Origin of the sequence: Paraglaciecola sp. 20A4 (assembly GCF_011378905.1) — a bacterium.
Classification (GTDB): Bacteria; Pseudomonadota; Gammaproteobacteria; order Enterobacterales; family Alteromonadaceae; genus Paraglaciecola.
The window spans coordinates 29,970-51,861 of sequence record NZ_WTPY01000023.1 but is presented as its reverse complement, the minus strand read 5'-3'; the positions used below and the strand labels follow the sequence as shown (position 1 = coordinate 51,861).

The window sequence follows — 21,892 nt, the reverse complement described above, 5'->3', positions numbered from 1 at the left end:
AGGTAAAGACAATGAGCAAGAAAAACATTAAAAAAGTGGTATTAGCCTACTCGGGTGGTTTAGATACATCAGCGATTATTCCTTGGTTAAAAGAGAATTATGACTGTGAAGTCATTGCTTTTGCAGCAGATGTAGGGCAAGGCGACGAAGAATTAGAAGGGCTACGAGAAAAAGCCATTAAAACCGGTGCAAGCGAATGCTACATCGTTGATCTAAAAGAAGAGTTCGTTTCTGATTACATCTATCCAACCATCACAACTGGTGCGGTTTACGAAGGTCAATACTTATTGGGTACGTCTATGGCGCGTCCAATTATTGCCAAAGCCCAGGTTGAGATTGCCCGTAAAGTCGGCGCTGATGCGTTATGTCATGGTTGTACCGGTAAAGGTAATGACCAAGTACGTTTCGAAGGTACCTTTGCAGCGCTTGCACCAGAGCTAACTGTCATCGCACCTTGGCGTGAGTGGGACATGGTTTCTCGTGAGGACTTGCTCGATTACCTCGCTGAACGCAACATTAAAACAACGGCTTCTGCGACTAAAATATACAGCCGAGATGCAAACGCGTGGCATATCTCTCACGAAGGTGGTGAGCTAGAAGATCCATGGTGTGAGCCTAGTAAAGAAGTCTGGACCATGACAGTTTCACCGGAAGATGCACCAAATACCCCTGAGCGTGTTGAAGTTAGCTTCGAGCATGGCCGTATGGTTAAAGTTAATGGCGAAGCGCTTAGTCCATATCAGTGTTTGGTTAAATTGAATACGTTAGCTGCCGCTCACGGTGTTGGCCGCATAGATATCGTCGAAAACCGCTTAGTCGGCATGAAGTCTCGTGGATGTTACGAAACCCCTGGTGGCACCGTTATGCTAGCTGCCTATAAAGCTCTTGAAAGCTTAGTATTAGACAAAGCCGCGCTTAAATACCGTGAGCAAATTGGTCTAGAATTTTCACATGTTATGTATGACGGGCGTTGGTTTACCCCTCTTAACGATGCATTATTGGCTGGTGCTGCAAGCTTTGCCGAACAAGTCACTGGCGACATCGTAGTGAAGTTATATAAAGGCCAAGCCACTGTTACACAACGTCGTTCACCTAACAGTTTGTACTCAGAAGATTTTGCGACCTTTGGTGCTGATGATGTGTACGACCAAAGCCACGCTGAAGGCTTTATTCGTTTATACAGTCTATCTAGCCGTATTGGTGCGTTAAATAGAAAAGGCATTCCATTTAAAAACACAGGTATCGAATAATGAGCTTGTGGGGCGGGCGTTTTCAAGACGGCAGCAGTGCAATGTTTCGCACTGTTAACGACTCATTACCTTTTGATAGAGTATTGGCAAGCCAAGATATTCGCGGCTCAATCGCATGGGCCCGTGCCATTGCAAAAGCGGGCGTGTTAACCCAAGACGAACACCAACAACTTGAAGAAGCCCTTAAAGCCTTGTTGGTAAAAGCGGATGCCGGTGAGCTAGACTTTGACGCCAGCAGTGAAGAAGATATTCACAGCTTCGTTGAAGCGACCTTGATTGAGCAGCTTGGTGATGTAGCGCGCAAGCTGCACACTGGCCGTAGCCGTAATGACCAAGTCGCCACGGATTTTCGTTTATGGACCCGTGAACACGTTGAGCTTTTAGTGGAAGATGTTGAAGCTGTTATTGCTTCATTAGTCGGTAACGCTGACGCCAATCAAGACGTTATTCTACCTGGCTATACCCACTTACAACGTGCTCAGCCAGTGCGTTACCCCCATTGGTGCCTAGCATATGTTGAAATGCTAAAGCGCGACTTGGGTCGTCTTCACGACTTAAAAGCACGCTTAAACCAATGTCCACTGGGCAGCGGTGCATTAGCCGGCACAACCTACCCTATCGATCGCCAAGCAATTGCCGAAGAACTAGGTTTTGATAGCCCGTGCATTAACAGTCTTGATGCGGTATCTGATCGTGACTACGTACTAGAGCTTCTTTTTGTCGCTAGTACCAGCATGATGCATTTGTCACGTATGGCTGAAGATTTGATCTTCTACAACTCAGGCGAAGCCGGTTTCATTCAGTTAGGTGATGCCGTTACCTCTGGCTCATCCTTGATGCCCCAGAAGAAAAATCCTGATGCATTGGAATTGATGCGCGGTAAATGTGGCCGTGTTTTTGGTAGCTTACAAGCCATGCTTGTGACTATGAAAGGCTTACCACTTGCCTATAACAAAGATATGCAAGAAGACAAAGAGGGCTTGTTTGACGCCACAAACCAATGGCACATTTGTTTGCGCATTGCGTGTGAAGTGGTAGACAGTATCAAGCTGGATAGCGAACGTTGCGCGAAAGCAGCCCGCGAGGGTTATGCTAATGCCACCGAGCTAGCTGACTACTTGGTTGCTAAAGGCATTCCTTTTAGAACTGCCCATGATATTTCTGGCCGAGTGGTACTGGATGCCCTTGAAAAGAAAAAAGCCATTGAAGAGCTCAGTATTGCCGAACTTAAAGTCTATTCAGATGTGATAGAAGAGGATGTGTACCCTGTTCTACAACTTGAATATTTGGTAAACAAGCGCGATATTTTGGGCGGAACAGGTATCAAGCCTGTATTGGCAGCTCTGAAAAATGCTCAAGCATCTTTGAAAAAATAACGGTGTAAGCGTAAGGAAAACACGTGGTACTTTCACACAACGACAGCGTTAAGCTTTTTCGTAATTCAGCACCTTACATTAATGCCCACAGAGGTAAAACCTTTGTATTGATGTTTGGTGGTGAAGCGGTTGAAGATGCGAACTTCGCCAATATTATTCAAGATATCGCCCTGCTTAACAGTTTGGGCGTAAGATTAATTTTGGTTCACGGGGCACGTCCGCAGATCGATCAACGTGTAGCTCTGCGACATGTAGAGCCTCGTTTCTCTGAAGGCCTGCGTATTACCGATAAACAAACCTTGGAATGTGTTAAAGACGCAGCGGGCTCTGTCCGCTCGCAAATTGAAGCCTTGTTAACCATGGGTTTAGCCAATTCCCCCATGCACGGTGCACAAATACGTGTTTGTTCTGGTAATTTAGTCGTTGCAATGCCCATAGGTGTGCGCAACGGAGTAGATTACGAACATACTGGCTTAGTGCGACGGATTGATGTCACGGGTATCAATGATCATCTTGAAGATGGCTCCATCGTTTTATTGCCACCTATGGGATATTCCCCTACAGGCGAAGTATTCAACTTAAGCCATGAAGATGTGGCAACAAATGCCGTTAAAGCACTCAAAGCTGACAAGTTGATTATCTTTTCTGAACAAGATGGCTTAGTAGATGAAACAGGCCGATTGTTACGCAATATTCAACTTAATTCATTGTATCCCATGTTAGAACAAGCCCATTTCCATGCGGAAAAACACACTATTCAAACGATTATAGACAGCCTCGAATCTGGCGTAAGTCGTTGCCATTGCGTGAGCTACGGTCAAGATGGTGCCTTACTACAAGAATTGTTCACCCGTGATGGTGCTGGCTCGCTTATATCGCAAAGTTATTATGAACAACTTCGCAGCGCGACGATCGAAGATGTGGGTGGCATCTTAAATCTGATCAACCCGCTGGAAGAAAAAGGCGTTTTGGTCAAACGCTCCAGAGAAATTCTAGAGCGTGAGATTGAGCAGTTTACCATTATCGAACGCGATGGTATGACAATAGCTTGTGCTGCTTTATATCCCTACGCTGAAGAACAATGTGGCGAATTAGCGTGTGTTGCAACGCATACTGACTATCGTGGCGGCAATCGTGGGGAACGCTTATTGAATGCCATTCGTGAGCAAGCAAAAATACAGGGGCTAAAGTCTATCTTCTGTTTAACCACGGTGACCTCTCATTGGTTTTTAGAACAAGGTTTCGTGCTCGCCTCATTGGACGACTTGCCCGCTAAAAAGAAGTTACTGTATAACTTCCAGCGCAATTCTAAAGTCTTTGTTTTAACACTGTAATAGAAGCTTCAATATGATTTGCAAAGGCAATTTCTGTCGAAATTTCCTTTGCTATTTTTTAGTATAATTTAGGACTTTCATGACCAAAGACGATCTGATCATCCAAGTGCAAACTCAAGCTGCAAATGTTGAGTTCAGCCAAGTAATCAATGTGATCCAACAAAATTATCAATATTCAGCAACAGCATTCACTAATGGTGAGCTAGTCAACGAAAAGGGTAGCAATGAAGGCTCATGTAAAATATTTTATTTTGCCCAGCTCCATCAGCTCTCTGAATTTGAAACCGTGAGTTTATTCGGGACCTTCTATCGAAACGATGTTTTGCAACATCCTGAAGGCAACGACCATGGCAACATCCGTAACTTTATGAATACAGGTTGGAGTGGTATTAAATTCAATGCCCCAGCGCTAGTGCCGCTAGCATAAATTAAGACTCCATTAGTTAACCGCTTATTGCGATTCACGTTATAAACATCTGGTCTCATATTAGCGCTAGGATGAGGTAACTCATCTTAGCTTTTTCTCTGCTACACTCCCGTTACTATTTATCGACTCGCTAACCTAAATTGAAAGAATGCACTCAATGCGGAAAATGCTGTACCCAATATGGTGACGGCGGTTTATCAGTCACTGACAGTGAGATAGATATGTGGGAATTATTTCGCCCGGACATCGCGCAATATGTCAAAAAGGGTTTGATTTGGGCAAGTCCGAAAACAGGTAATCTACTGAATTATTGCCCTTTTTTGCGCGTCATCCCAGCTGACCCGGGCAACGTTAAAGCAAAAGATATATACACCTGCGATATCTATTATGACCGCCCAGATGACTGCAGGTACTACCCTGTTACAATCAAGCAAATGCTTAATGATGAATGTGAGATGCTGGAAGATAAAGACTTAGCCAACCCCGTCAAAGCCCAACAAGAACTAGATATTCTGATGAAAGATAGTCGACCTGCGTTTGATAAGTGATGAACTGATTGAAGGAAGATTGAAGGAGGCTTAAAGGCAAATTTACGCGTTAAATTGAACAGACAAAAAAGGCCACATCAGTGACCTTTTATAAAACATCGTAAATGACGTTATTTAATTCCCGCTGCGCCTGCAACGCCTTGCTTCGCTAACTCGGTGATACGAGCCCAATCACCTGACTCGACAGCATCATCAGGCGCTAGCCAAGAACCACCTGCACAACGCACGTTAGGTAGTGATAGATACTCAACATAATTAGTTGGGCTTATGCCACCAGTTGGGCAAAAGGCGATATCGGGGAAAGGTCCACCGATCGCTTTAATTGCTTTAACACCGCCAGATGCTTCTGCTGGGAAAAATTTAAAGTGGGTGTAACCAAAATCGATGCCGCGCATCAATTCAGAAATAGAAGAGATCCCAGGTATAAGGGCGATACCACCTTTATTACCCGCGTCAAGAAGATCAGATGTCATGCCTGGGCTAATCGCGAACATTGCGCCTGCTGCTTCGACGTCTGCTAATTGCTTAGCGTTAGTCACTGTGCCCGCACCAATGATGGCGTCAGGTACTTCAGTGGCAATAGCTTTGATCACATCAAGTGCTGCTGGGGTACGTAAAGTCACTTCTAGTACGCGTATACCACCTGCAATTAGCGCTTTAGCTAGAGGCACGGCGTGCTTCACATCTTTAATAACCAGTACTGGAACTAAAGGTCCCGCACTAAAGATTTCTTCTGAAGAAACTTTCCAATTTTTTGTCATCGTAGTTAACCTTTATAATGCTGTTGTAGGTATGCCATCGCGCCGATCAAACCATGATCAGGCTCTGTTATAATATATGTAGGTATGCTGGAAACGTAATCACGAAACCGGCCTTTTGCTTCAAAACGCGCGCGAAATTCGCTTTTCTCAATAAACTCTACAAATCGAGATGCAATTCCGCCGCCGATATAAACACCACCACGGGTACACAAATTCAGCGCTAAATTACCTGCAAAGCTCCCCATGATACGACAAAACTGCTCAAGTGTTTCTCGGCACAAGACGCAACTATTATCAATTGCCCGAGAGGTTATATCTGCAGCGTCACTGTACTCTGACGGTACATTTTTAGCCGCTGCCAACCCCTGATAGATATGGACAATTCCTCTTCCTGACATCACTTCTTCTGCTGAGGCATGGCCTAGCTTTTTAGTTAAAAAGCGCAAAATAGCGATATCATTTTCATCGACAGCTGAAAAATCAACGTGTCCACCTTCGCCATCAAGCGCTTTCCATGCCCCATCAGTGCAGGTTAAGTGTTCAACACCTAAACCGGTTCCTGGTCCAAACACGGCAATATTAGCGTCAGGCACAGCTTTGCCCTGGCCAATTTGCACTTTTTGACTATCGCCCAATCTAGGTAATGAATGTGCTACCGACGCAAAGTCATTGATGACTCCTAGCCACTTAAGGCCCAATTCACTTTGCACAGCTTGAATAGAAAAAGCCCACGTGTGATTGGTCATTTTAACAAAGTCGCCGCTAACGGGACATGCAATGGCTAAACAGCCAGCACCAAATTGGGTAGCAGGAAATTCCGAAAAGTACTGTTTAATCGCATCCGTTAATGTGTCGAAATCGGCACACAGGTATTTGCGAATATCAGCCACTTGACCGTCAATAACTTGCGCTAAGCGGATATTGGTTCCACCAATATCCGCGACAAAATTAGTTGTCACGATTAATCATCCTGTCCGACGAAAAGCGAACAAGCGCCCTGCTCAGCGCCCGTCAGGGTAGAACGCATGCCAGCAAACATTTCACGGCCCATACCAACTTGGTGAGACGCAACGTCGGTCACCTTCGCTTCACGGGCTGCTAACGTAGCTTCAGGAACGTGTAAGGTAATATGGCCAGTTTTGGTATTAAGCTCGATTAGGTCATCGTTTTGAACTTTCGCGAGCAAGCCACCTTTAATCGCTTCTGGGGTCAAATGGATAGCCGCAGGTACTTTACCTGAAGCACCTGACATACGACCGTCAGTGACCAAAGCCACCTTAAAGCCCTTGTCTTGCAATACACCTAAAGGTGGTGTCAAGCTATGCAGTTCTGGCATACCGATGGCTGAAGGCCCTTGGAAACGCACCACAACGATACAATCTTTATCTAAATCGCCGCCTTTAAAAGCTGCCGCCAATTCAAACTGGTCTTCGAAGACAACGGCAGGGGCTTTTATAATACAATGGGGCTCACGCAGTGCCGAGGTTTTCATCACTGCTCTACCCAAGTTACCTGTCAGTACAGACAAGCCGCCATCAGGCTTAAAGGGTTCAGCCACGGTGGCAACCACTTGTTTGTCGAATGACTCTGTAGGGCCATCCCGCCATACGAGTTCGCCTTGTTCGAGCTTTGGCTCTTGGGTATACCGTTCAAGGCCATCGCCACAGATGGTTTTAACATCATTGTGGAGTAATCCAGCGTTTAATAATTCTCTGAACAACAACGCCATACCGCCAGCAGCAGTGAAATGGTTTATATCAGCAGAACCATTAGGATAAATGCGCGTAAGAAGCGGCACAGCATCAGAGATATCAGAAAAGTCATCCCAATTGATGGTGTAACCAGCAGCACGTGCAACCGCCACTAAATGCATGGTGTGGTTAGTTGAACCACCTGTTGCTAATAACGCCACCAAGCCATTTACAATAGCTTTGGCGTCCACAATATGACCGATTGGGCGATAATCTTCGCCTAGATCGGTAATACGCGTCACTTGACGTGCAGCAGCATCGGTCAACGCTTCACGCAAAGATGTGCCTGGATTAACGAAAGAAGAACCTGGCAAATGCAAGCCCATAGTTTCAACGACTAATTGGTTACTGTTCGCTGTACCATAAAAAGTACAAGTACCCGCAGAATGATAAGACTGAGACTCAGCCTCAAGCAACTCTTCACGACCAACCTTACCTTCCGCATACATTTGGCGTACACGAGCCTTTTCTTTATTTGGAATACCTGAAGGCATAGGCCCTGCGGGTACAAAAATAGTAGGTAAATGTCCGAAGCTCAAACCACCAATCAATAATCCTGGGACAATTTTGTCACAAATACCCAGCATCAACGTGCCGTCAAACATATTGTGTGACAAAGCAACAGCAGTCGACATGGCTATCACGTCACGGCTCATCAAGCTTAAGTCCATGCCAGCGTTGCCTTGAGTAACGCCATCACACATCGCTGGTACGCCGCCAGCAAACTGCGCTACGCTGCCAACTTGGTGAATAGCCTTCTTCAGAATTTCAGGATAATCATGGTATGGCTGATGCGCTGACAACATGTCGTTGTATGACGAAATAATCGCGATATTTGATTTAGTCATGCTGCGTAAATCAGCTTTATCTTCAGTACCACACGCAGCGAAGCCGTGGGCTAAATTCCCGCACGACAAGGTGCCACGATGTGGCCCGTGTAAACGCGCTTTTTCGATTTTATCAAGGTACGCTTTGCGAGAGCCTTGGCTACGTTCAATAATACGCTGGGTAACTTCTTGGATAATGGAATTCATAATGTTCTCCTAAGGCGCCCACATTAATTCAACGTCGGCGTTATTCAACACCGCGCGAATGGGCATTACATGCTCGTCGCCACCTTTAAGGGCTTCGTCTAATACCTGCTTTTTACCTGCGCCAGTTAAATGCAAGAAAATATGTTTGCTGTTTAACAACGCCGGCAACGTCAAGGACATACGTTGATTCGGAGCGGTCGTCGGTTGTACCGCTATATAGGTTCGACGCGCGCCTTGATCCAGACCTTGATGAATTTGCTCAGAGCAAGGGAACAATGAAGCAGTGTGACCGTCCTCACCCATTCCCAAGATCAACACATCAAAAGGCGTATGCAAATTAGCTAAGTTGGCCGTACAGGTGTCAACTGCCTCTTTAGCATCCGCGTGCGCAGTTTTGAGACCAATAAAATTTGCGGCGGCAGCTTTATTTTGTAAAAGCTCTCGGCGAACCATTTTTTCGTTACTTGCGTCGTCATCAACACCGACCCAACGCTCATCTGCAAGGCTGATATCAACCTTTGACCAATCAAGATCGACATTCGACAGCGAATTAAATAAAGCTTTGGGGGTGCGTCCACCAGATACAACTAGACTGGCGCGACCATTTTCGCTAATACCGGCTTGCAAAATATTCACAATACGCTCGGCAAAAGTGGAATTTAATTCATCAGTCGACTGAAAATTATTTTCACTTAATGACATATTATTTTTTCCCTATTTTGCTTTCATACCAAGCACGGTCTTCACGGGCTAACAGCGCGATAGACGCAACAGGCCCCCAAGTTCCAGCCTGATAAGGCTCGGGAGGCTCATTAGTGTGTCCCCAAGCTTCGATGATGCCATCCACCCATTTCCAGGCAAATTCCACTTCATCACGGCTTACGAATAACGCCTGATTGCCTAGCATTACTTCAAGCAATAATTTTTCATAGGCATCAGCAATACGATCGTCTTGGAATGCTTCAGAGAAACTCAAATTCAAACGGGATTTTTGTAAATCCATGGCACCGGTACTGGTCAAACCCGGTACCTTATTCATGACGGTGACTTCTACGCCCTCATCAGGTTGCAAACGTATCGTGAGCTTATTAGGTGGTAACTGAGAGAAACTATCTTCGAATAAGTTATGGGGTTGGCGTTTAAAGTAGATAACCACTTCACTGGTTTTGTTTGGTAAACGTTTACCTGTTCTCAAATAGAATGGCACGCCAGCCCAACGCCAATTATCAATATCAACATTAAGGGCAACAAATGTTTCTGTTTCGCTACGTGGATTAGCATCTGGCTCATCCAGATACCCCGGCACTTCTTTGCCTTTAACGAAACCACTAATATACTGACCGCGAACACTTTTCTTAGTGATATTAGTTGAGTTAATCGGACGTAATGCTTTAAGCACTTTAAGCTTTTCACCACGAATGCTATCGGCATCTAACGTCGTCGGCGGCTCCATAGCAATCAACGTCAAAATTTGCAATAAGTGATTTTGCACCATATCGCGCATTTGTCCGGCAGTATCGAAATAACCCCAGCGTCCCTCAATGCCTACTGACTCAGCTACGCTGATTTGTACGTGATCAATGCTGTTATGATCCCAATTAGTAGCAAAAATTGAGTTTGCGAAACGCAATGCGATTAAGTTTAAAACTGTCTCTTTACCAAGATAATGATCGATACGATAGATTTGCGATTCATCGAAAAACTCGGCAACTTGATCGTTAATCACTTTAGATGACTCTAAATCGTGACCAATGGGCTTTTCAAGCACAACGCGCATGCTTTTATCAATAACGTTTGCAGCTTTAAGTCCACGACAAATATCACCAAAGATAGAGGGAGGCGTAGCGAAGTAGCACACCATAGTGCGGCCAGCATCGACATGCTCTTGAAAAACACTGTAGCTATCTGCGTTTTTCATATCAACGCAAACATAATTTAACTTGGCACAAAAGCGCTCCCATGTCTCTTCACAAAGGGCTTCGCCACCGAATTTTTCAATATTTTCTTTTACCAGAGCAATATATTCTTGCAAGCTGATGGCATCGCGGGCGACGCCCAAGATGCGGGTTTCAGCATGCATTAATTGTGCTTTTTCTAACTGGTAAAGCGACGGAAGTAATTTGCGGCGAGCTAAGTCACCCTTAGTGCCGAATAGAACAAAGTCGCATGGTGCGGATGAGTTATCTAACGTCATTGTGTTTAACCTGCTAATTAATGAAATTGCGTGATTGGAATTGGGCTAATAATAACACTTCAATCATGACTTATCTTTGCCCACAGTTAACAACAAATGTTGTAATTTTACAACGTTTGTTAGAAAAAGGCGACGATTTCCACGCTTTTATCGCGTTATAAACCCAGAAAATAGCGTTTTTTTGTTAAAAAGTTACAAGAAGGTTACCAAGTTTTCCACTGACAGTGTTATTCTTGCGTCTACTTTATGATTTTAGTTAAGAATTCTGTGGCCTTATGAACATTCTTGAAAAAATAACGCAGCATAAACAGGCTTTTAGTAAGTCAGAACGCAAGGTAGCCGAAGTCATTTTGGCGAACCCTCAAATCGCGATCCACAGCAGTATCGCCGCCTTAGCGAAAATGTCGGATGTCAGCGAGCCCACAGTCAATCGCTTTTGTCGTCGCTTAGACACTAAAGGCTACCCTGATTTTAAATTGCATCTAGCGCAAAGCTTAGCCAACGGTACTCCCTATGTAAACCGACATGTGGAAGAAGATGATGGCCCTGAGGAGTACACCAAAAAGATTTTCGAATCGACAATGGCGTCTCTTGAAGTTGCCCGCCAGTCCGTTGATATCAACACCATTAACCGTGTGGTAGACCTACTAACTCAAGCCCAAAAAATATCATTTTTCGGTTTAGGGGCTTCAGCCTCAGTGGCACACGATGCGCTTAACAAGTTTTTTCGATTCAACGTACCAGTAGTCTATTTCGAAGACATTCTTATGCAACGCATGAGCTGTATGAACTCATCAGAAGACGATGTAATCGTGCTAATTTCCCATACTGGGCGTACTAAAAGCCTAGTTGAAGTAGCTCAAATAGCACGCAGTAATGATGCAACAGTAGTCGGTATTACATCTAAAGATAGTCCGTTAGCAAAAGAATGTAATTTAGTTCTATCATTAGAAGTACCAGAAGATACTGATATGTATATGCCTATGGCATCGCGCATTGCTCAACTGACCTTAATCGATATTTTAGCAACTGGTTTTACCTTGCGACGGGGCACTAAATTTCGCGAAAACCTCAAACGTGTAAAAGATACGTTACGTGGTTCAAGGTTCGAAAAACGCAACGACTAGTGATTAAAACTTACAAATAAAGGTGTTTTTTAGCACTTATTGGTCTGACCTCACGCTAATTTGCGCTCTTTATTGGCTTTTAATGTTAAAAAATTTCACAATAATGACTTATTAATCTAGTATTTTCGTAATAAAATTACGAAATGGTAATAATCTTGTCAGCTTGAGTTGTTATAATCGCCGACTGACAGTCATACAAAATACGATTTTGTATCAATCCACTAAGTAAAAGTGGTTTGTGAGCTATCGTTAATGTCATGGCAGATTTTAATAAATCCGTTATTTAATACCTGCATTCCTGAAACAGTATGCGCCACAACCAGAGCAAATTAACTATGTTAAGACGAACCAAAATTCTAGCTACATTAGGGCCATCAACAGACACGGTCGAACAAATTGAAGGCATAGTACAAGCCGGTGCGAATGTAGTACGCATGAACTTCTCTCATGGTACCGCACAAGACCACATCGACCGCGCCGACAAGGTTCGTCAAGTAGCGAAAAAACTGGGTAAATACATTGCAATCTTGGGTGATTTGCAAGGTCCAAAAATCCGCGTTGCCAAGTTCAAACAAGGTTCGATTATTCTGACCATGGGCGATAAATTTATTCTCGATGCTGATATGGGTCGTGATGATGGCGATCAACACGCAGTAGGTATCGATTATAAAGCCTTGCCGAACGACGTGAACGCCGACGACATTTTATTGTTAGATGATGGACGTATTCAACTTAAAGTTATTGAAGTGATCGGTAATAAGGTTCACACAGAAGTAACTGTGGCGGGTAAATTGTCTAACAATAAAGGTATTAATCGCTTAGGTGGTGGGTTATCAGCTGAAGCATTAACTGAAAAAGACAAAGAAGATATTAAAACTGCCGCAATTATCGGCGTTGATTACCTCGCAATCTCTTTTCCTCGTTGTGGCGACGATTTACGTTATGCACGTCAATTAGCGGAGAAAGCCGGCTGTCATGCAATGATCTGCGCTAAAGTAGAACGTGCCGAAGCAGTTGCAACCGACGAAGCTATCGATGACATTATTGAAGCATCTGATGCGGTCATGGTAGCGCGTGGTGATTTAGGTGTTGAAATAGGAGACGCTGAATTAGTTGGCGTACAAAAGAAATTAATCGCCCGCTCTCGCCAATTAAATAAAGTGGTTATCACTGCAACTCAAATGATGGAATCGATGATCAGCAGTCCGATGCCTACTCGTGCAGAAGTGATGGACGTGGCAAATGCCGTTTTAGATGGCACCGATGCAGTAATGCTCTCTGCTGAAACAGCAGCCGGTGAGTTCCCTGTTGAAACAGTGGCCGCCATGGCACGAGTTTGTGTTGGCGCAGAAACGCACCCAAGCGTTCATATTTCAAAGCACCGCATGGACCAGAGCTTCAGCTCTGTAAGCGAAACATTGGCACTTAGCGCCGTATACGCTGCGAACCATTTGAGTACGGTGAAGGCGATAGTCGCGTTAACTGAAAGTGGCAGCACGCCACGCCTAATGTCGCGCATAACGACGTCATTGCCAATTTACGCATTGTCTCGTCACGACTCAACCCTAAACATTATGGCGCTATATCGCGGTGTTAAGCCTGTATTCTTTGATTCTCGTGGCAGTAGCCCGGGTGAGTTGACGAAAGACGTTGTAGCGATTATGAAAGAAAAGGGCCTACTTGAAACGGGTGACCTATTCATTATGACCTACGGCGACACAATGGAAACAGTTGGTGGCACAAACGCTTGTAAGATTGTAGCTGTGTCATAAGTCGAACAAACGTTAATTAAGCTGAATCCCTCAGTGACTTATCTAGGCGTGCTTATTATTAAGCGCGCCTTTTTTATTTCTTCCATATACCTTCGTTCGTCTCTCCCCTATCGGCAATAATTATATCGGCGAGTTTGCACAAGATGCGTCTGTTCGCATACAAACTGACGGCATCATATTACCTGATATAGACTCTATGATTACAGTCGTTACGACTGTCAACTTTGCAGGTACCAAGAATACGGTATGTACCTTTAGTGCGACCAACCTGCTGAATGAAAAACACTCATTTAGTTACCATGATTACATGGGGTTTGGTATTAGAACCCATAACTCTCAAGGGCATTTTGCTTACGCTCAAGCGACTTATAAATTTTAATGTAATCTACTAATCATTTAGCCAACTCCGTTGTCAGTTAACCTGCTGACAACGACACCGTCTACCGCATTAATTGCACGTCCTTAATTTTATACCCGATATGGTAGTTTGACGTTAATTCGCCCTTCCTATAGTTAGACATCAATCAAATAAAGTGAAGGTTAAACGATGAGGTTTTACTATTAAAACATCGTAAATCCCATGAGAACTATAAAATGAGTATAAATAAAGAATTCGATATTGTTGTATATGGAGCTTCTGGTTTCACTGGACGTTTGGTCGCTGAATACCTCGTAAAGCAATACAAAGACGACAACAGCTTTACTTGGGCGATGGCTGGACGTAGTGCCGATAAGCTTGCACAAGTGCGAGACGAGATTGGTGCCCCAAAGGATACCCCTTTAGTCGTTGCAGACGCAGAAGATGCTAAATCCATGCAAGCCATGCTTGACCGGACCCGCCTAATATTGACTACAGTAGGGCCGTACCAATTATATGGTTCAGAACTGGTCGCTATGTGCGCTCAATCTGGCGTTGATTACGTTGATTTATGCGGCGAGCCAGTATGGATGCGTCACATGATCGATGCAAACGAGGCTGCTGCAAAAGAAAGTGGCGCGCGCATTGTATTCTCATGTGGTTTTGATTCGATTCCGTTTGATTTAGGTGTGTATCAATTGCAACAATTGGCGAAAGAAAAGTTCGGCCATACTTTTAATCGCGTTAAAGGTCGCGTTAAAAAGATGCAAGGTACATTTTCGGGTGGCACAGCTGCAAGTTTGAAAGCAACACTGGCCGCAGCAAAGAAAGATCCTAAGCAATTCCAACTATTGCTGAATCCCTTCGCACTTACGCCCGGCTTTGCAGGGACTGAACAACCCTTAGGGAACAAACCTTATTTTGAAGAGTCGTTAAACACTTGGGTAACGCCTTTCATTATGGCGGCGATTAATACCCGAAACGTGCACCGCAGCAACTTCTTACTGGAACATCAATATGGCAGTGATTTTGTCTACGATGAAATGCTAATGACCGGCCCAGGCGAGAAGGGTGAGTCCATAGCCAATGCCGTCGCTAACGACAAAGGAATGATGAAAGATGGCGGCCCTAAACCAGGTGAAGGCCCAAGTAAAGAAGAGCGCGAAAATGGTTTCTATGAAGTGCTATTTGTCGGTAACGATCAGGAAGGACAGAACCTAACAGTAAGCGTTAGCGCAACGCTAGACCCAGGTTACGGCTCAACATCACGTATGATTACCGAAGCTGCGCTTTGTCTTATCAAAGATGCAACTGATACAGCAGGCGGTATCCTTACCCCAGCATCTGCGATGGGCGATCAGTTAATTACGCGTTTAGTGGATAATGCAGGCTTAACCTTTAAGCAAGTATAAGCTCCTGTTCAAGAGTAACCTGAACGAAAAAGCCCAAGCATTTGCTTGGGCTTTTTGTCATTAGTCTAAGTACAACCAATAAGATTTAGGGGGCTAGTATTCCCACCAAGATTGCTGCCACCATTCCAAAAATTCTTCGAAATCGATAGAGCCATCATTGTTCTCATCAATTAAACCAAAGCCTTCTTCAACATGACTGGCCTTGGTCTTAGGAGATATTATAGTTAACAATTCAATAAACTCTGTTAATCCAATTTCACCATTGTTATCCGTATCGAAATAATCGAATTCTTTACGAATTTCAGCGACCTTTTCTGGCGCTAACGTCTTTTGATCTGCCATGTTTAATTCACATTAGTTAAGTTAGCCTGAGTGTACCCTTTCATATAACCGAATGTCTACGTTAGTGAAGAAAAGCCCATTACACTGGGAATCAACCGTTGCTTTTTCCAGCAGCAGTGCGCTGTGCTCTGCGCTGTGCTGCCTTTTGCTGACGACGAAATTTTATGGCTTTTGTGGCATCTTCGCCAACGTGCGCTTCGTTTCGCTCTTTAGCCAAATTGACTTGTTTTTCACGCTCACGGAAGCGCTTAAGTTGCTCATCACTATGGGTTCCATGGCACTTAGGACAGCTCGCTCCCGCTTCAAAAAGTGGACTTTGCTTATCTTCTTCGGTAATGGGTAATCGACATGCATAACATTGGTCGTATTCACTTTTCTGTAAATCGTGATTTACTGCCACACGATTATCAAACACAAAACAATCACCTTCCCAAAGTGTGTCATCTTTTGGAACATCTTCTAAATATTTAAGGATCCCACCTTCAAGATGAAAGACTTCTTCGAAGCCTTGCTCTTTCAAATAAGCGGTGGACTTCTCGCAGCGGATGCCCCCTGTACAAAACATTGCGACTTTCTTATTTTTACTTGGGTCAAGATTGTCTTTTACATACTGAGGGAATTCACGAAATGATTCAGTATTTGGGTTAATGGCGTTCTTGAACGTACCTATCTCAATCTCATAATCATTGCGCGTATCGATAACGGTTACGCCGGGATCCGAAATAAGTGCATTCCAGTCCTTAGGTTTCACATAAGTACCAACCGTGCGCAGTGGATCAATACCTTCGACTCCCATGGTGACAATTTCTTTCTTCAATTTTACTTTAGTGCGATGAAAAGGCTGATTCTCATCCAAAGACTCTTTGTGAGAGATGGGGTTGATCCGCGGGTCATTATTTAGATATGCCAGTACTGCGTCGATCGCTTCACGGGAACCAGAAACCGTGCCGTTGATACCTTCTTCGGCGAGCAATAAAGTACCTTTAATACCATTTTCTTGCATAAAAGTGAGCAGCGGCTGACGCATGTCTTCAAAATTTTTGAGGGTAACAAATTTGTATAGCGCGCACACAACGAAGGGCGTAGAAGGTTTGTTTTGCATTAAGTTTTCCTTGCGATTTGGATCGTAAGTCCAGAGCAGTTAATGGGATGCGTAAAAAGCGCCGGAAATATAGCAAATTAAGGGGCTTTTTTAAAGTCTAAGGTTTCGCTTTGCACATAAATATTCATAGTAATACTGTTTGCAAAGCCTACTGGTTAAAAAAACCAAAATTTGGTCAATTAACATTACATATATTTTTTTTCACAATTGAAATTAACCATTAAAAATTAACCTATTGATTTATATGGATAATAAAAATGGCATCTGAGTTGCAATCACATAATTAACAACACAACACACTGTTAAATTGATTATCTAAAGGAAACACTCATGAAAAAACTGACTAAAATTATCGCCGCTGCTACTCTCACTTTTGCTGTTCTTGGTGCTGCACATGCAAGCCCTGAATTCGTACCCACAGATGACCAAGCTGGGACTAAATTATGTGTTACCGCCACAACAGGTAATATTTTTAAAATGCATAAAGCGATGAAAGCAAACAAATTAACCAAGCGTTATGTGACAGAAAAAATGACCTGTAATGGCCAGAATATTGTGGCTTTTATTGAGCAATATGGTGATAAATCAACAAAGATGAATAACTATCTTACGAATGGAAAGTACAGCGAAATGCCAAGCGTCATCGCCAGTGTCAATACACATTAATAAGCACGCTGCACGTAAAAACTTGGTACAACCAGAGCAAAGAGTCCGCCTAGAGCGGATTTTTTGTGCCTAATACATAGTATTAGCCGCCTAGACTAAAGTACGCTTATCAACGCCCCCCTCGCGGCATCTTTTTATTGCAAACCATATGATCCAAGAGATCTGTCTGCACCATTCAAGGTATAATCGCAAAATCAATAATATATGGGGTAAAATATGTGTGAGTTATTGGGAATGTCGGCCAATGTACCAACCGATATTTGCTTTAGTTTTAAGGGACTGCGTGAACGTGGTGGTCGCGTCGGTCCCCATAAAGATGGTTGGGGCGTAGCATTTTATGAACAAAAAGGTGTGTGTATATTCAAGGATCCACAGCCTAGTTATGAATCTGAGATTGCCCGCTTAGTTTCAGATTATCCAATAAAAAGTAAGGCCGTTATCGCACATGTTCGCCAAGCAAATCGCGGGCGTATTGGTATGGAAAACACCCATCCTTTCAGTCGTGAGTTATGGGGCCGCAACTGGACGTACGCCCATAATGGCCAATTAAGTGGCTATGCTGATTTACCCATAGACCGATTCACCCCAGTTGGAACCACTGACAGCGAACGAGCCTTTTGCTATTTAATGAGCGCGTTAGATAATCGATTTCCGCAACGCCCTAGCAAACGCATATCGGCCTTTAATTTTTTGCAAAGAGAAGCTAAAAAACTTAATAAGTTAGGTGTATTTAATATGCTTATCACCGACGGTGAGTACTTACTTGCATTTTGCTCTACTAAATTGCAATGGATTACCCGAAGAGCACCGTTTGGTAAGGCGCAACTGTCTGATATTGATGTGGATATCGACTTTGCTAAAGAGACAACGCCTAACGACATCGTCACTGTCATCGCGACCGAACCTCTTACCGGCAATGAGAATTGGCAGAAGATGCTACCCGGCGAAGGCCAAGTATTTCGCTTTGGAGAGCCTTTATAGCGCATTTGAAGCAAGGTAGTAAAAACAAAAGAGCATACAACGTGCTCTTTTCTGCGATATTTCTACTGTGGTTTTTTACACAACGTTTACCTTAAGCAGCAAACATTCTCAGCAAGTTTCAGTCAAAATAATCCTACTTTCATTCTATTTTAGTCTCTCTTGATATGTTTAAGAAAAAATTTAAAACTGTATTTTTTAATACCATTATTACTGCCTTAGCATTAAATTTATGCGCATGTGATCTAAGTAGCAGCAGTGACACTGATGCAAAAGGATACTATCAGTTCGTTAATCTCGTTCCACAATCCCCCGCTATTGAAGTCGTACTAGAAGACGAATCTTTAGACGAATTAGCTTACGGTGATGCCAGCGCGATTGATTATGTCAGTAAAGGAAGTTACGACTTAGCGTTCAATCAAATATTGCCTAATTCACAAAATGATGAATTCACCAGTAGTGACAGCGTTAACGTATCAAAGAACAAAATCAGTACATATGTTATGTATGGCGACTCTGACGCCCCCTCATCCATCACATTTCAAACCGATATTTCTGATTTATTCGATGACGATTTTGATGACGACTATGATGCAATCATTCAGTTTGCCAATTTAGCAGACCTAAACACAGATATTGATGTGTACTTGTTAGCTGAGGGAGAAGATCTGCTAAATAAAGTTGCGGATTTTACTTTGCCATACAGTGATGACAGCGACGAAGTCGAAGTCGAAAAAGGGGTATACAAGATCATCGTAACGGAGTCTGGTACAGATACAATACTCGCTTCATCGGATAGTATTACCATTTCAACAGGAGACGCCATAATCTTTGCATTTACGGGTTACCTTGTTGCTGGTTCAGATGAGTTAATTAACGCGATAGTCGAAATTGAAACAGATGGCGCTCGATTACTTACCAATGAAGCACAGTCTGCAAATGTACGTTTTACTCACGGCATATCCAATTCTAATTATCTAGATGTGTACTTAACTGGGACAGATGGCGATGCTACATTATTGGCCAGCACATTAGAATTCGACACTATTTCTGATACGTTTAATATCGATATTGATGATGTAGATGAAGGCGACACACGATATTTTTATTTAGTCGATAACGATACAAGTGAAAAAATTGATACTTTCACCTTAAATCTTCAGCCCAGTAGCAGGTTATTAGTTCTCACCGCGGGTGATAGCGCTTCCAGTATCACAGTAAATGACAATGAAGAAGACTTACGAGTCATTAGCACTCACGCCAAATTACTTATAAATCATAGTATTGACGATATAAAAAGTAACGCAATTGAGGTGGTCATTGTTAGTGATGGCGGTAACCCAGATTCATATACTCCTCAGGTGGAACTAAGTTATATGAGTAATGAGCAATATGAGTTGGAAAGCGGCGATTACGATATTTATATATATAACGCATCAAGTGGCGAATTGATTATTGAAACGTCTTTGCGGGGTGTTGATGAAGGCGATGTCATTGACCTTATTGCCACCGACTATGCTTATGGCGGCTCCCCTTATCAATTGCAAACCTATTTTAATTATTAATATATATAGGGGGCAATGAGCCCCCGTATTCGCTATAGGATATCCACATAGGCTCGATACTTATTGAGCCATTTTAATCAGTCGAAAACCTTAGACCCGCGTGCCGCCATCAAGCTCTATGGTGCGTCCGGTGAAATAATCGTTTTCGAAAATGTACCTAGCCGTGTGGGCCAGTTCTTCTACCTCAGCTAAGCGGCGCATCGGCACAGTATTCAAAAAGGCTTCTCGCATTTCCGGGCGCATTTGTGCTGCCATAGCGGTTTCGACTAAACCTGGGGCAATGCAACCGGTGCGAATACCAAAACGTGCTAACTCTTTACCCCACGACACTGTCATTGTAGCGACAGCGGCCTTAGATGCAGAGTAATTGGTTTGTCCAATATTACCAGCACGGGATACTGACGAGATATTGATAATCACGCCGTCGCTTTTGCTTTCGATAATTTGTTTGGCAGCTTCTCGACCACATAAGAACGTGCCCGTGACGTTCACATCTAATACTGATTGGAATTGCTCTTTGGACATCTTACTGACTACTTTGCCATCTTTTACTTTGAGCAACATGCCATCGCGCATAATACCTGCACTATTAATCAAACCATTTAACTGGCCAAAATCCATCCCAATATCGGCAAATGCAACTTCTACTTCTGCTTCGTTAGTAACATTTACCACGTAATACTCGGCTTTCACCCCTAGACTACGTAGTTCTTTGGCTGCTTGTTCTAACGGTTCTTTTTGCATATCGATAAGTGCAATGCTTGCTCCTTGCTTAGCAAATTCCTGCGCCATCGCACGACCTAAACCTTGCGCTGCGCCAGTGATTGCAATAACGCTACCTTCTAACTGCATAATTCTGCTTCCCTAATATTGATTAAATTAAATGTATGGGTCTTGCCAGTGGTCAATTTGATGCGAATCAGTCTTTGCCCATTCAACCACGATACTTCGCTACTTCGCTACTTCGCTACGCTTTAGACTTTTGTGCAGAAAATAGCTCAAATATACTTGAAAAGTCTCGCTGACCATTACCTTGCATACTATGCATATTGTACAAATTTTGTGCTATTGCTCCCATCGGCGTGCTCGAATGACTTTTCAATGCAGTGTCTAGCGCTAAGCCCAAGTCTTTGCGCATTAAATCCACCATAAAACCGCCTTTATAATTATTCGATGAAGGCACATTTGGCATCACATCTGGACATGGGTTGTATAGCTCCAGTGTCCAGTTTCGTCCTGAACTTTGCAGCATAATGTCTGACATCACCTTGGGATCCAGTCCATTATCAATCGCCATTTGCAAAGCTTCTGATGTACCGAGCATTAACACCGATAACAGCATGTTGTTGCAAATTTTAGCGATTTGACCCGCGCCATTTTGACCGGCATGAAAAATATTTTTGCCCATGGCTTGCAACACAGGTAAAGCACTTTGATAGGCTGTCTCTTCGCCGCCCACGATAAAGGTTAACGTTCCCGCAGCAGCGCCCGCTGTGCCACCCGAAACGGGCGCGTCGAGAAAGCGCATGCCTTTTTCGCGCAATGCATCAGCCACTAAAATTGACGTGGCTGCATCAATAGTGCTCGAATCGATAACCAAGGTATTTTCCGTTAGTACATCGATTAGCCCGGCAGTCCCACGCTCACTATCTCCTAAGTATAAGCTCTGTACATGTTTGCCAGCTGGCAGCATAGATATCACAATATCCGCGCCATCCACGGCATCTACTGCACTATTTGCTGCTGAAGCTCCCTTACTTTTTAGCTCAGAAACAGCTGAGGGGACTAGGTCAAAAACCTTAACCTTCGCTTGAGCTTTAAGCAGATTGGCCGCCATCGGCCCACCCATATTGCCTAAACCGATAAAGGCGATCGTATAATGTGATAATGACATA

Annotated in this window: 20 protein-coding genes; 11 read left to right on the top strand and 9 right to left on the bottom strand. The window is 43.7% G+C overall.

Annotated elements, in window-relative coordinates:
* The first annotated feature begins 11 nt into the window (after positions 1-11).
* The 5 genes from GQS54_RS17445 to GQS54_RS17425 all read left to right on the top strand — a co-directional run bounded on the left by GQS54_RS17445 (position 12) and on the right by GQS54_RS17425 (position 4,935).
* Positions 12-1,250 carry an argininosuccinate synthase gene (locus tag GQS54_RS17445; protein WP_166425223.1) on the top strand — a complete coding sequence of 413 codons (1,239 nt, stop codon included), beginning with the start codon at positions 12-14 and terminating at the stop codon, positions 1,248-1,250.
* Positions 1,250-2,626 carry an argininosuccinate lyase gene (gene argH, locus GQS54_RS17440; RefSeq protein WP_166425222.1) on the top strand — a complete coding sequence of 459 codons (1,377 nt, stop codon included), beginning with the start codon at positions 1,250-1,252 and terminating at the stop codon, positions 2,624-2,626. The genes GQS54_RS17445 and argH overlap by 1 nt, the downstream gene beginning before the upstream one ends.
* A 23-nt stretch (positions 2,627-2,649) precedes the next feature.
* On the top strand, positions 2,650-3,960 hold the full coding sequence (gene argA, locus GQS54_RS17435; RefSeq protein WP_166425221.1) for an amino-acid N-acetyltransferase: 1,311 nt from the start codon (positions 2,650-2,652) through the stop codon (positions 3,958-3,960).
* A gap of 79 nt (positions 3,961-4,039) precedes the next feature.
* Positions 4,040-4,387 carry a HopJ type III effector protein gene (locus GQS54_RS17430; RefSeq protein ID WP_166425220.1) on the top strand — a complete coding sequence of 116 codons (348 nt, stop codon included), beginning with the start codon at positions 4,040-4,042 and terminating at the stop codon, positions 4,385-4,387.
* Positions 4,388-4,527: 140 nt separating this feature from the next.
* On the top strand, positions 4,528-4,935 hold the full coding sequence (locus tag GQS54_RS17425) for a YkgJ family cysteine cluster protein (RefSeq protein ID WP_166425219.1): 408 nt from the start codon (positions 4,528-4,530) through the stop codon (positions 4,933-4,935).
* 110 nt (positions 4,936-5,045) lie between these two features.
* Here GQS54_RS17425 and GQS54_RS17420 read toward each other — a convergent pair whose 3' ends face one another.
* From GQS54_RS17420 to zwf, 5 genes are read right to left on the bottom strand one after another with little or no spacing between them, the layout of a single operon-like run.
* Positions 5,046-5,696: a bifunctional 4-hydroxy-2-oxoglutarate aldolase/2-dehydro-3-deoxy-phosphogluconate aldolase gene (locus tag GQS54_RS17420; protein ID WP_166425218.1), complete on the bottom strand. Its 651-nt coding sequence runs from the start codon at positions 5,694-5,696 to the stop codon at positions 5,046-5,048.
* A gap of 5 nt (positions 5,697-5,701) precedes the next feature.
* Complete coding sequence (locus tag GQS54_RS17415; RefSeq protein WP_166425217.1) at positions 5,702-6,655, bottom strand: glucokinase; 954 nt, start codon at positions 6,653-6,655, stop codon at positions 5,702-5,704.
* Positions 6,656-6,657: 2 nt separating this feature from the next.
* Positions 6,658-8,481: a phosphogluconate dehydratase gene (gene edd, locus GQS54_RS17410; RefSeq protein WP_166425216.1), complete on the bottom strand. Its 1,824-nt coding sequence runs from the start codon at positions 8,479-8,481 to the stop codon at positions 6,658-6,660.
* A 9-nt stretch (positions 8,482-8,490) separates the two neighbouring features.
* Positions 8,491-9,183 carry a 6-phosphogluconolactonase gene (pgl, locus tag GQS54_RS17405; RefSeq protein WP_166425215.1) on the bottom strand — a complete coding sequence of 231 codons (693 nt, stop codon included), beginning with the start codon at positions 9,181-9,183 and terminating at the stop codon, positions 8,491-8,493.
* Between the two features lies 1 nt (position 9,184).
* Positions 9,185-10,675 carry a glucose-6-phosphate dehydrogenase gene (gene zwf, locus GQS54_RS17400; RefSeq protein WP_166425214.1) on the bottom strand — a complete coding sequence of 497 codons (1,491 nt, stop codon included), beginning with the start codon at positions 10,673-10,675 and terminating at the stop codon, positions 9,185-9,187.
* Between the two features lie 275 nt (positions 10,676-10,950).
* On the opposite strand from zwf, the gene GQS54_RS17395 reads away from it, so the two are divergent.
* The 3 genes from GQS54_RS17395 to GQS54_RS17380 all read left to right on the top strand — a co-directional run bounded on the left by GQS54_RS17395 (position 10,951) and on the right by GQS54_RS17380 (position 15,344).
* Complete coding sequence (locus GQS54_RS17395; protein ID WP_166425213.1) at positions 10,951-11,802, top strand: MurR/RpiR family transcriptional regulator; 852 nt, start codon at positions 10,951-10,953, stop codon at positions 11,800-11,802.
* A gap of 335 nt (positions 11,803-12,137) precedes the next feature.
* Positions 12,138-13,574: a pyruvate kinase gene (gene pyk, locus GQS54_RS17390; protein ID WP_166425212.1), complete on the top strand. Its 1,437-nt coding sequence runs from the start codon at positions 12,138-12,140 to the stop codon at positions 13,572-13,574.
* 594 nt (positions 13,575-14,168) lie between these two features.
* Positions 14,169-15,344 carry a saccharopine dehydrogenase NADP-binding domain-containing protein gene (locus tag GQS54_RS17380; RefSeq protein WP_166425211.1) on the top strand — a complete coding sequence of 392 codons (1,176 nt, stop codon included), beginning with the start codon at positions 14,169-14,171 and terminating at the stop codon, positions 15,342-15,344.
* A 93-nt stretch (positions 15,345-15,437) separates the two neighbouring features.
* On the opposite strand, the gene GQS54_RS17375 is transcribed toward GQS54_RS17380, so the two are convergent.
* Complete coding sequence (locus GQS54_RS17375; protein WP_158768904.1) at positions 15,438-15,686, bottom strand: EF-hand domain-containing protein; 249 nt, start codon at positions 15,684-15,686, stop codon at positions 15,438-15,440.
* A 91-nt stretch (positions 15,687-15,777) separates the two neighbouring features.
* Positions 15,778-16,788 carry a rhodanese-related sulfurtransferase gene (locus tag GQS54_RS17370; protein ID WP_166425210.1) on the bottom strand — a complete coding sequence of 337 codons (1,011 nt, stop codon included), beginning with the start codon at positions 16,786-16,788 and terminating at the stop codon, positions 15,778-15,780.
* Between the two features lie 330 nt (positions 16,789-17,118).
* On the opposite strand from GQS54_RS17370, the gene GQS54_RS17365 reads away from it, so the two are divergent.
* The 3 genes from GQS54_RS17365 (at position 17,119) to GQS54_RS17355 (ending at position 19,997) form a co-directional block, all read left to right on the top strand.
* On the top strand, positions 17,119-17,454 hold the full coding sequence (locus tag GQS54_RS17365; protein ID WP_166425209.1) for a DUF3718 domain-containing protein: 336 nt from the start codon (positions 17,119-17,121) through the stop codon (positions 17,452-17,454).
* 216 nt (positions 17,455-17,670) lie between these two features.
* The gene (locus GQS54_RS17360; RefSeq protein WP_166425208.1) at positions 17,671-18,435 is read left to right on the top strand and encodes a class II glutamine amidotransferase; all 765 of its coding nucleotides are present in this window, start codon (positions 17,671-17,673) and stop codon (positions 18,433-18,435) included.
* A 164-nt stretch (positions 18,436-18,599) separates the two neighbouring features.
* On the top strand, positions 18,600-19,997 hold the full coding sequence (locus GQS54_RS17355; protein WP_166425207.1) for a DUF4397 domain-containing protein: 1,398 nt from the start codon (positions 18,600-18,602) through the stop codon (positions 19,995-19,997).
* Between the two features lie 90 nt (positions 19,998-20,087).
* Here the strand turns inward: GQS54_RS17355 and GQS54_RS17350 are convergent, their stop codons facing one another.
* Positions 20,088-20,849, bottom strand: coding sequence for an SDR family oxidoreductase (locus GQS54_RS17350; RefSeq protein ID WP_166425206.1), 762 nt, complete (start codon positions 20,847-20,849; stop codon positions 20,088-20,090).
* Between the two features lie 115 nt (positions 20,850-20,964).
* The gene (mmsB, locus tag GQS54_RS17345; protein ID WP_166425205.1) at positions 20,965-21,891 is read right to left on the bottom strand and encodes a 3-hydroxyisobutyrate dehydrogenase; all 927 of its coding nucleotides are present in this window, start codon (positions 21,889-21,891) and stop codon (positions 20,965-20,967) included.
* Between the last annotated feature and the right edge of the window lies 1 nt (position 21,892).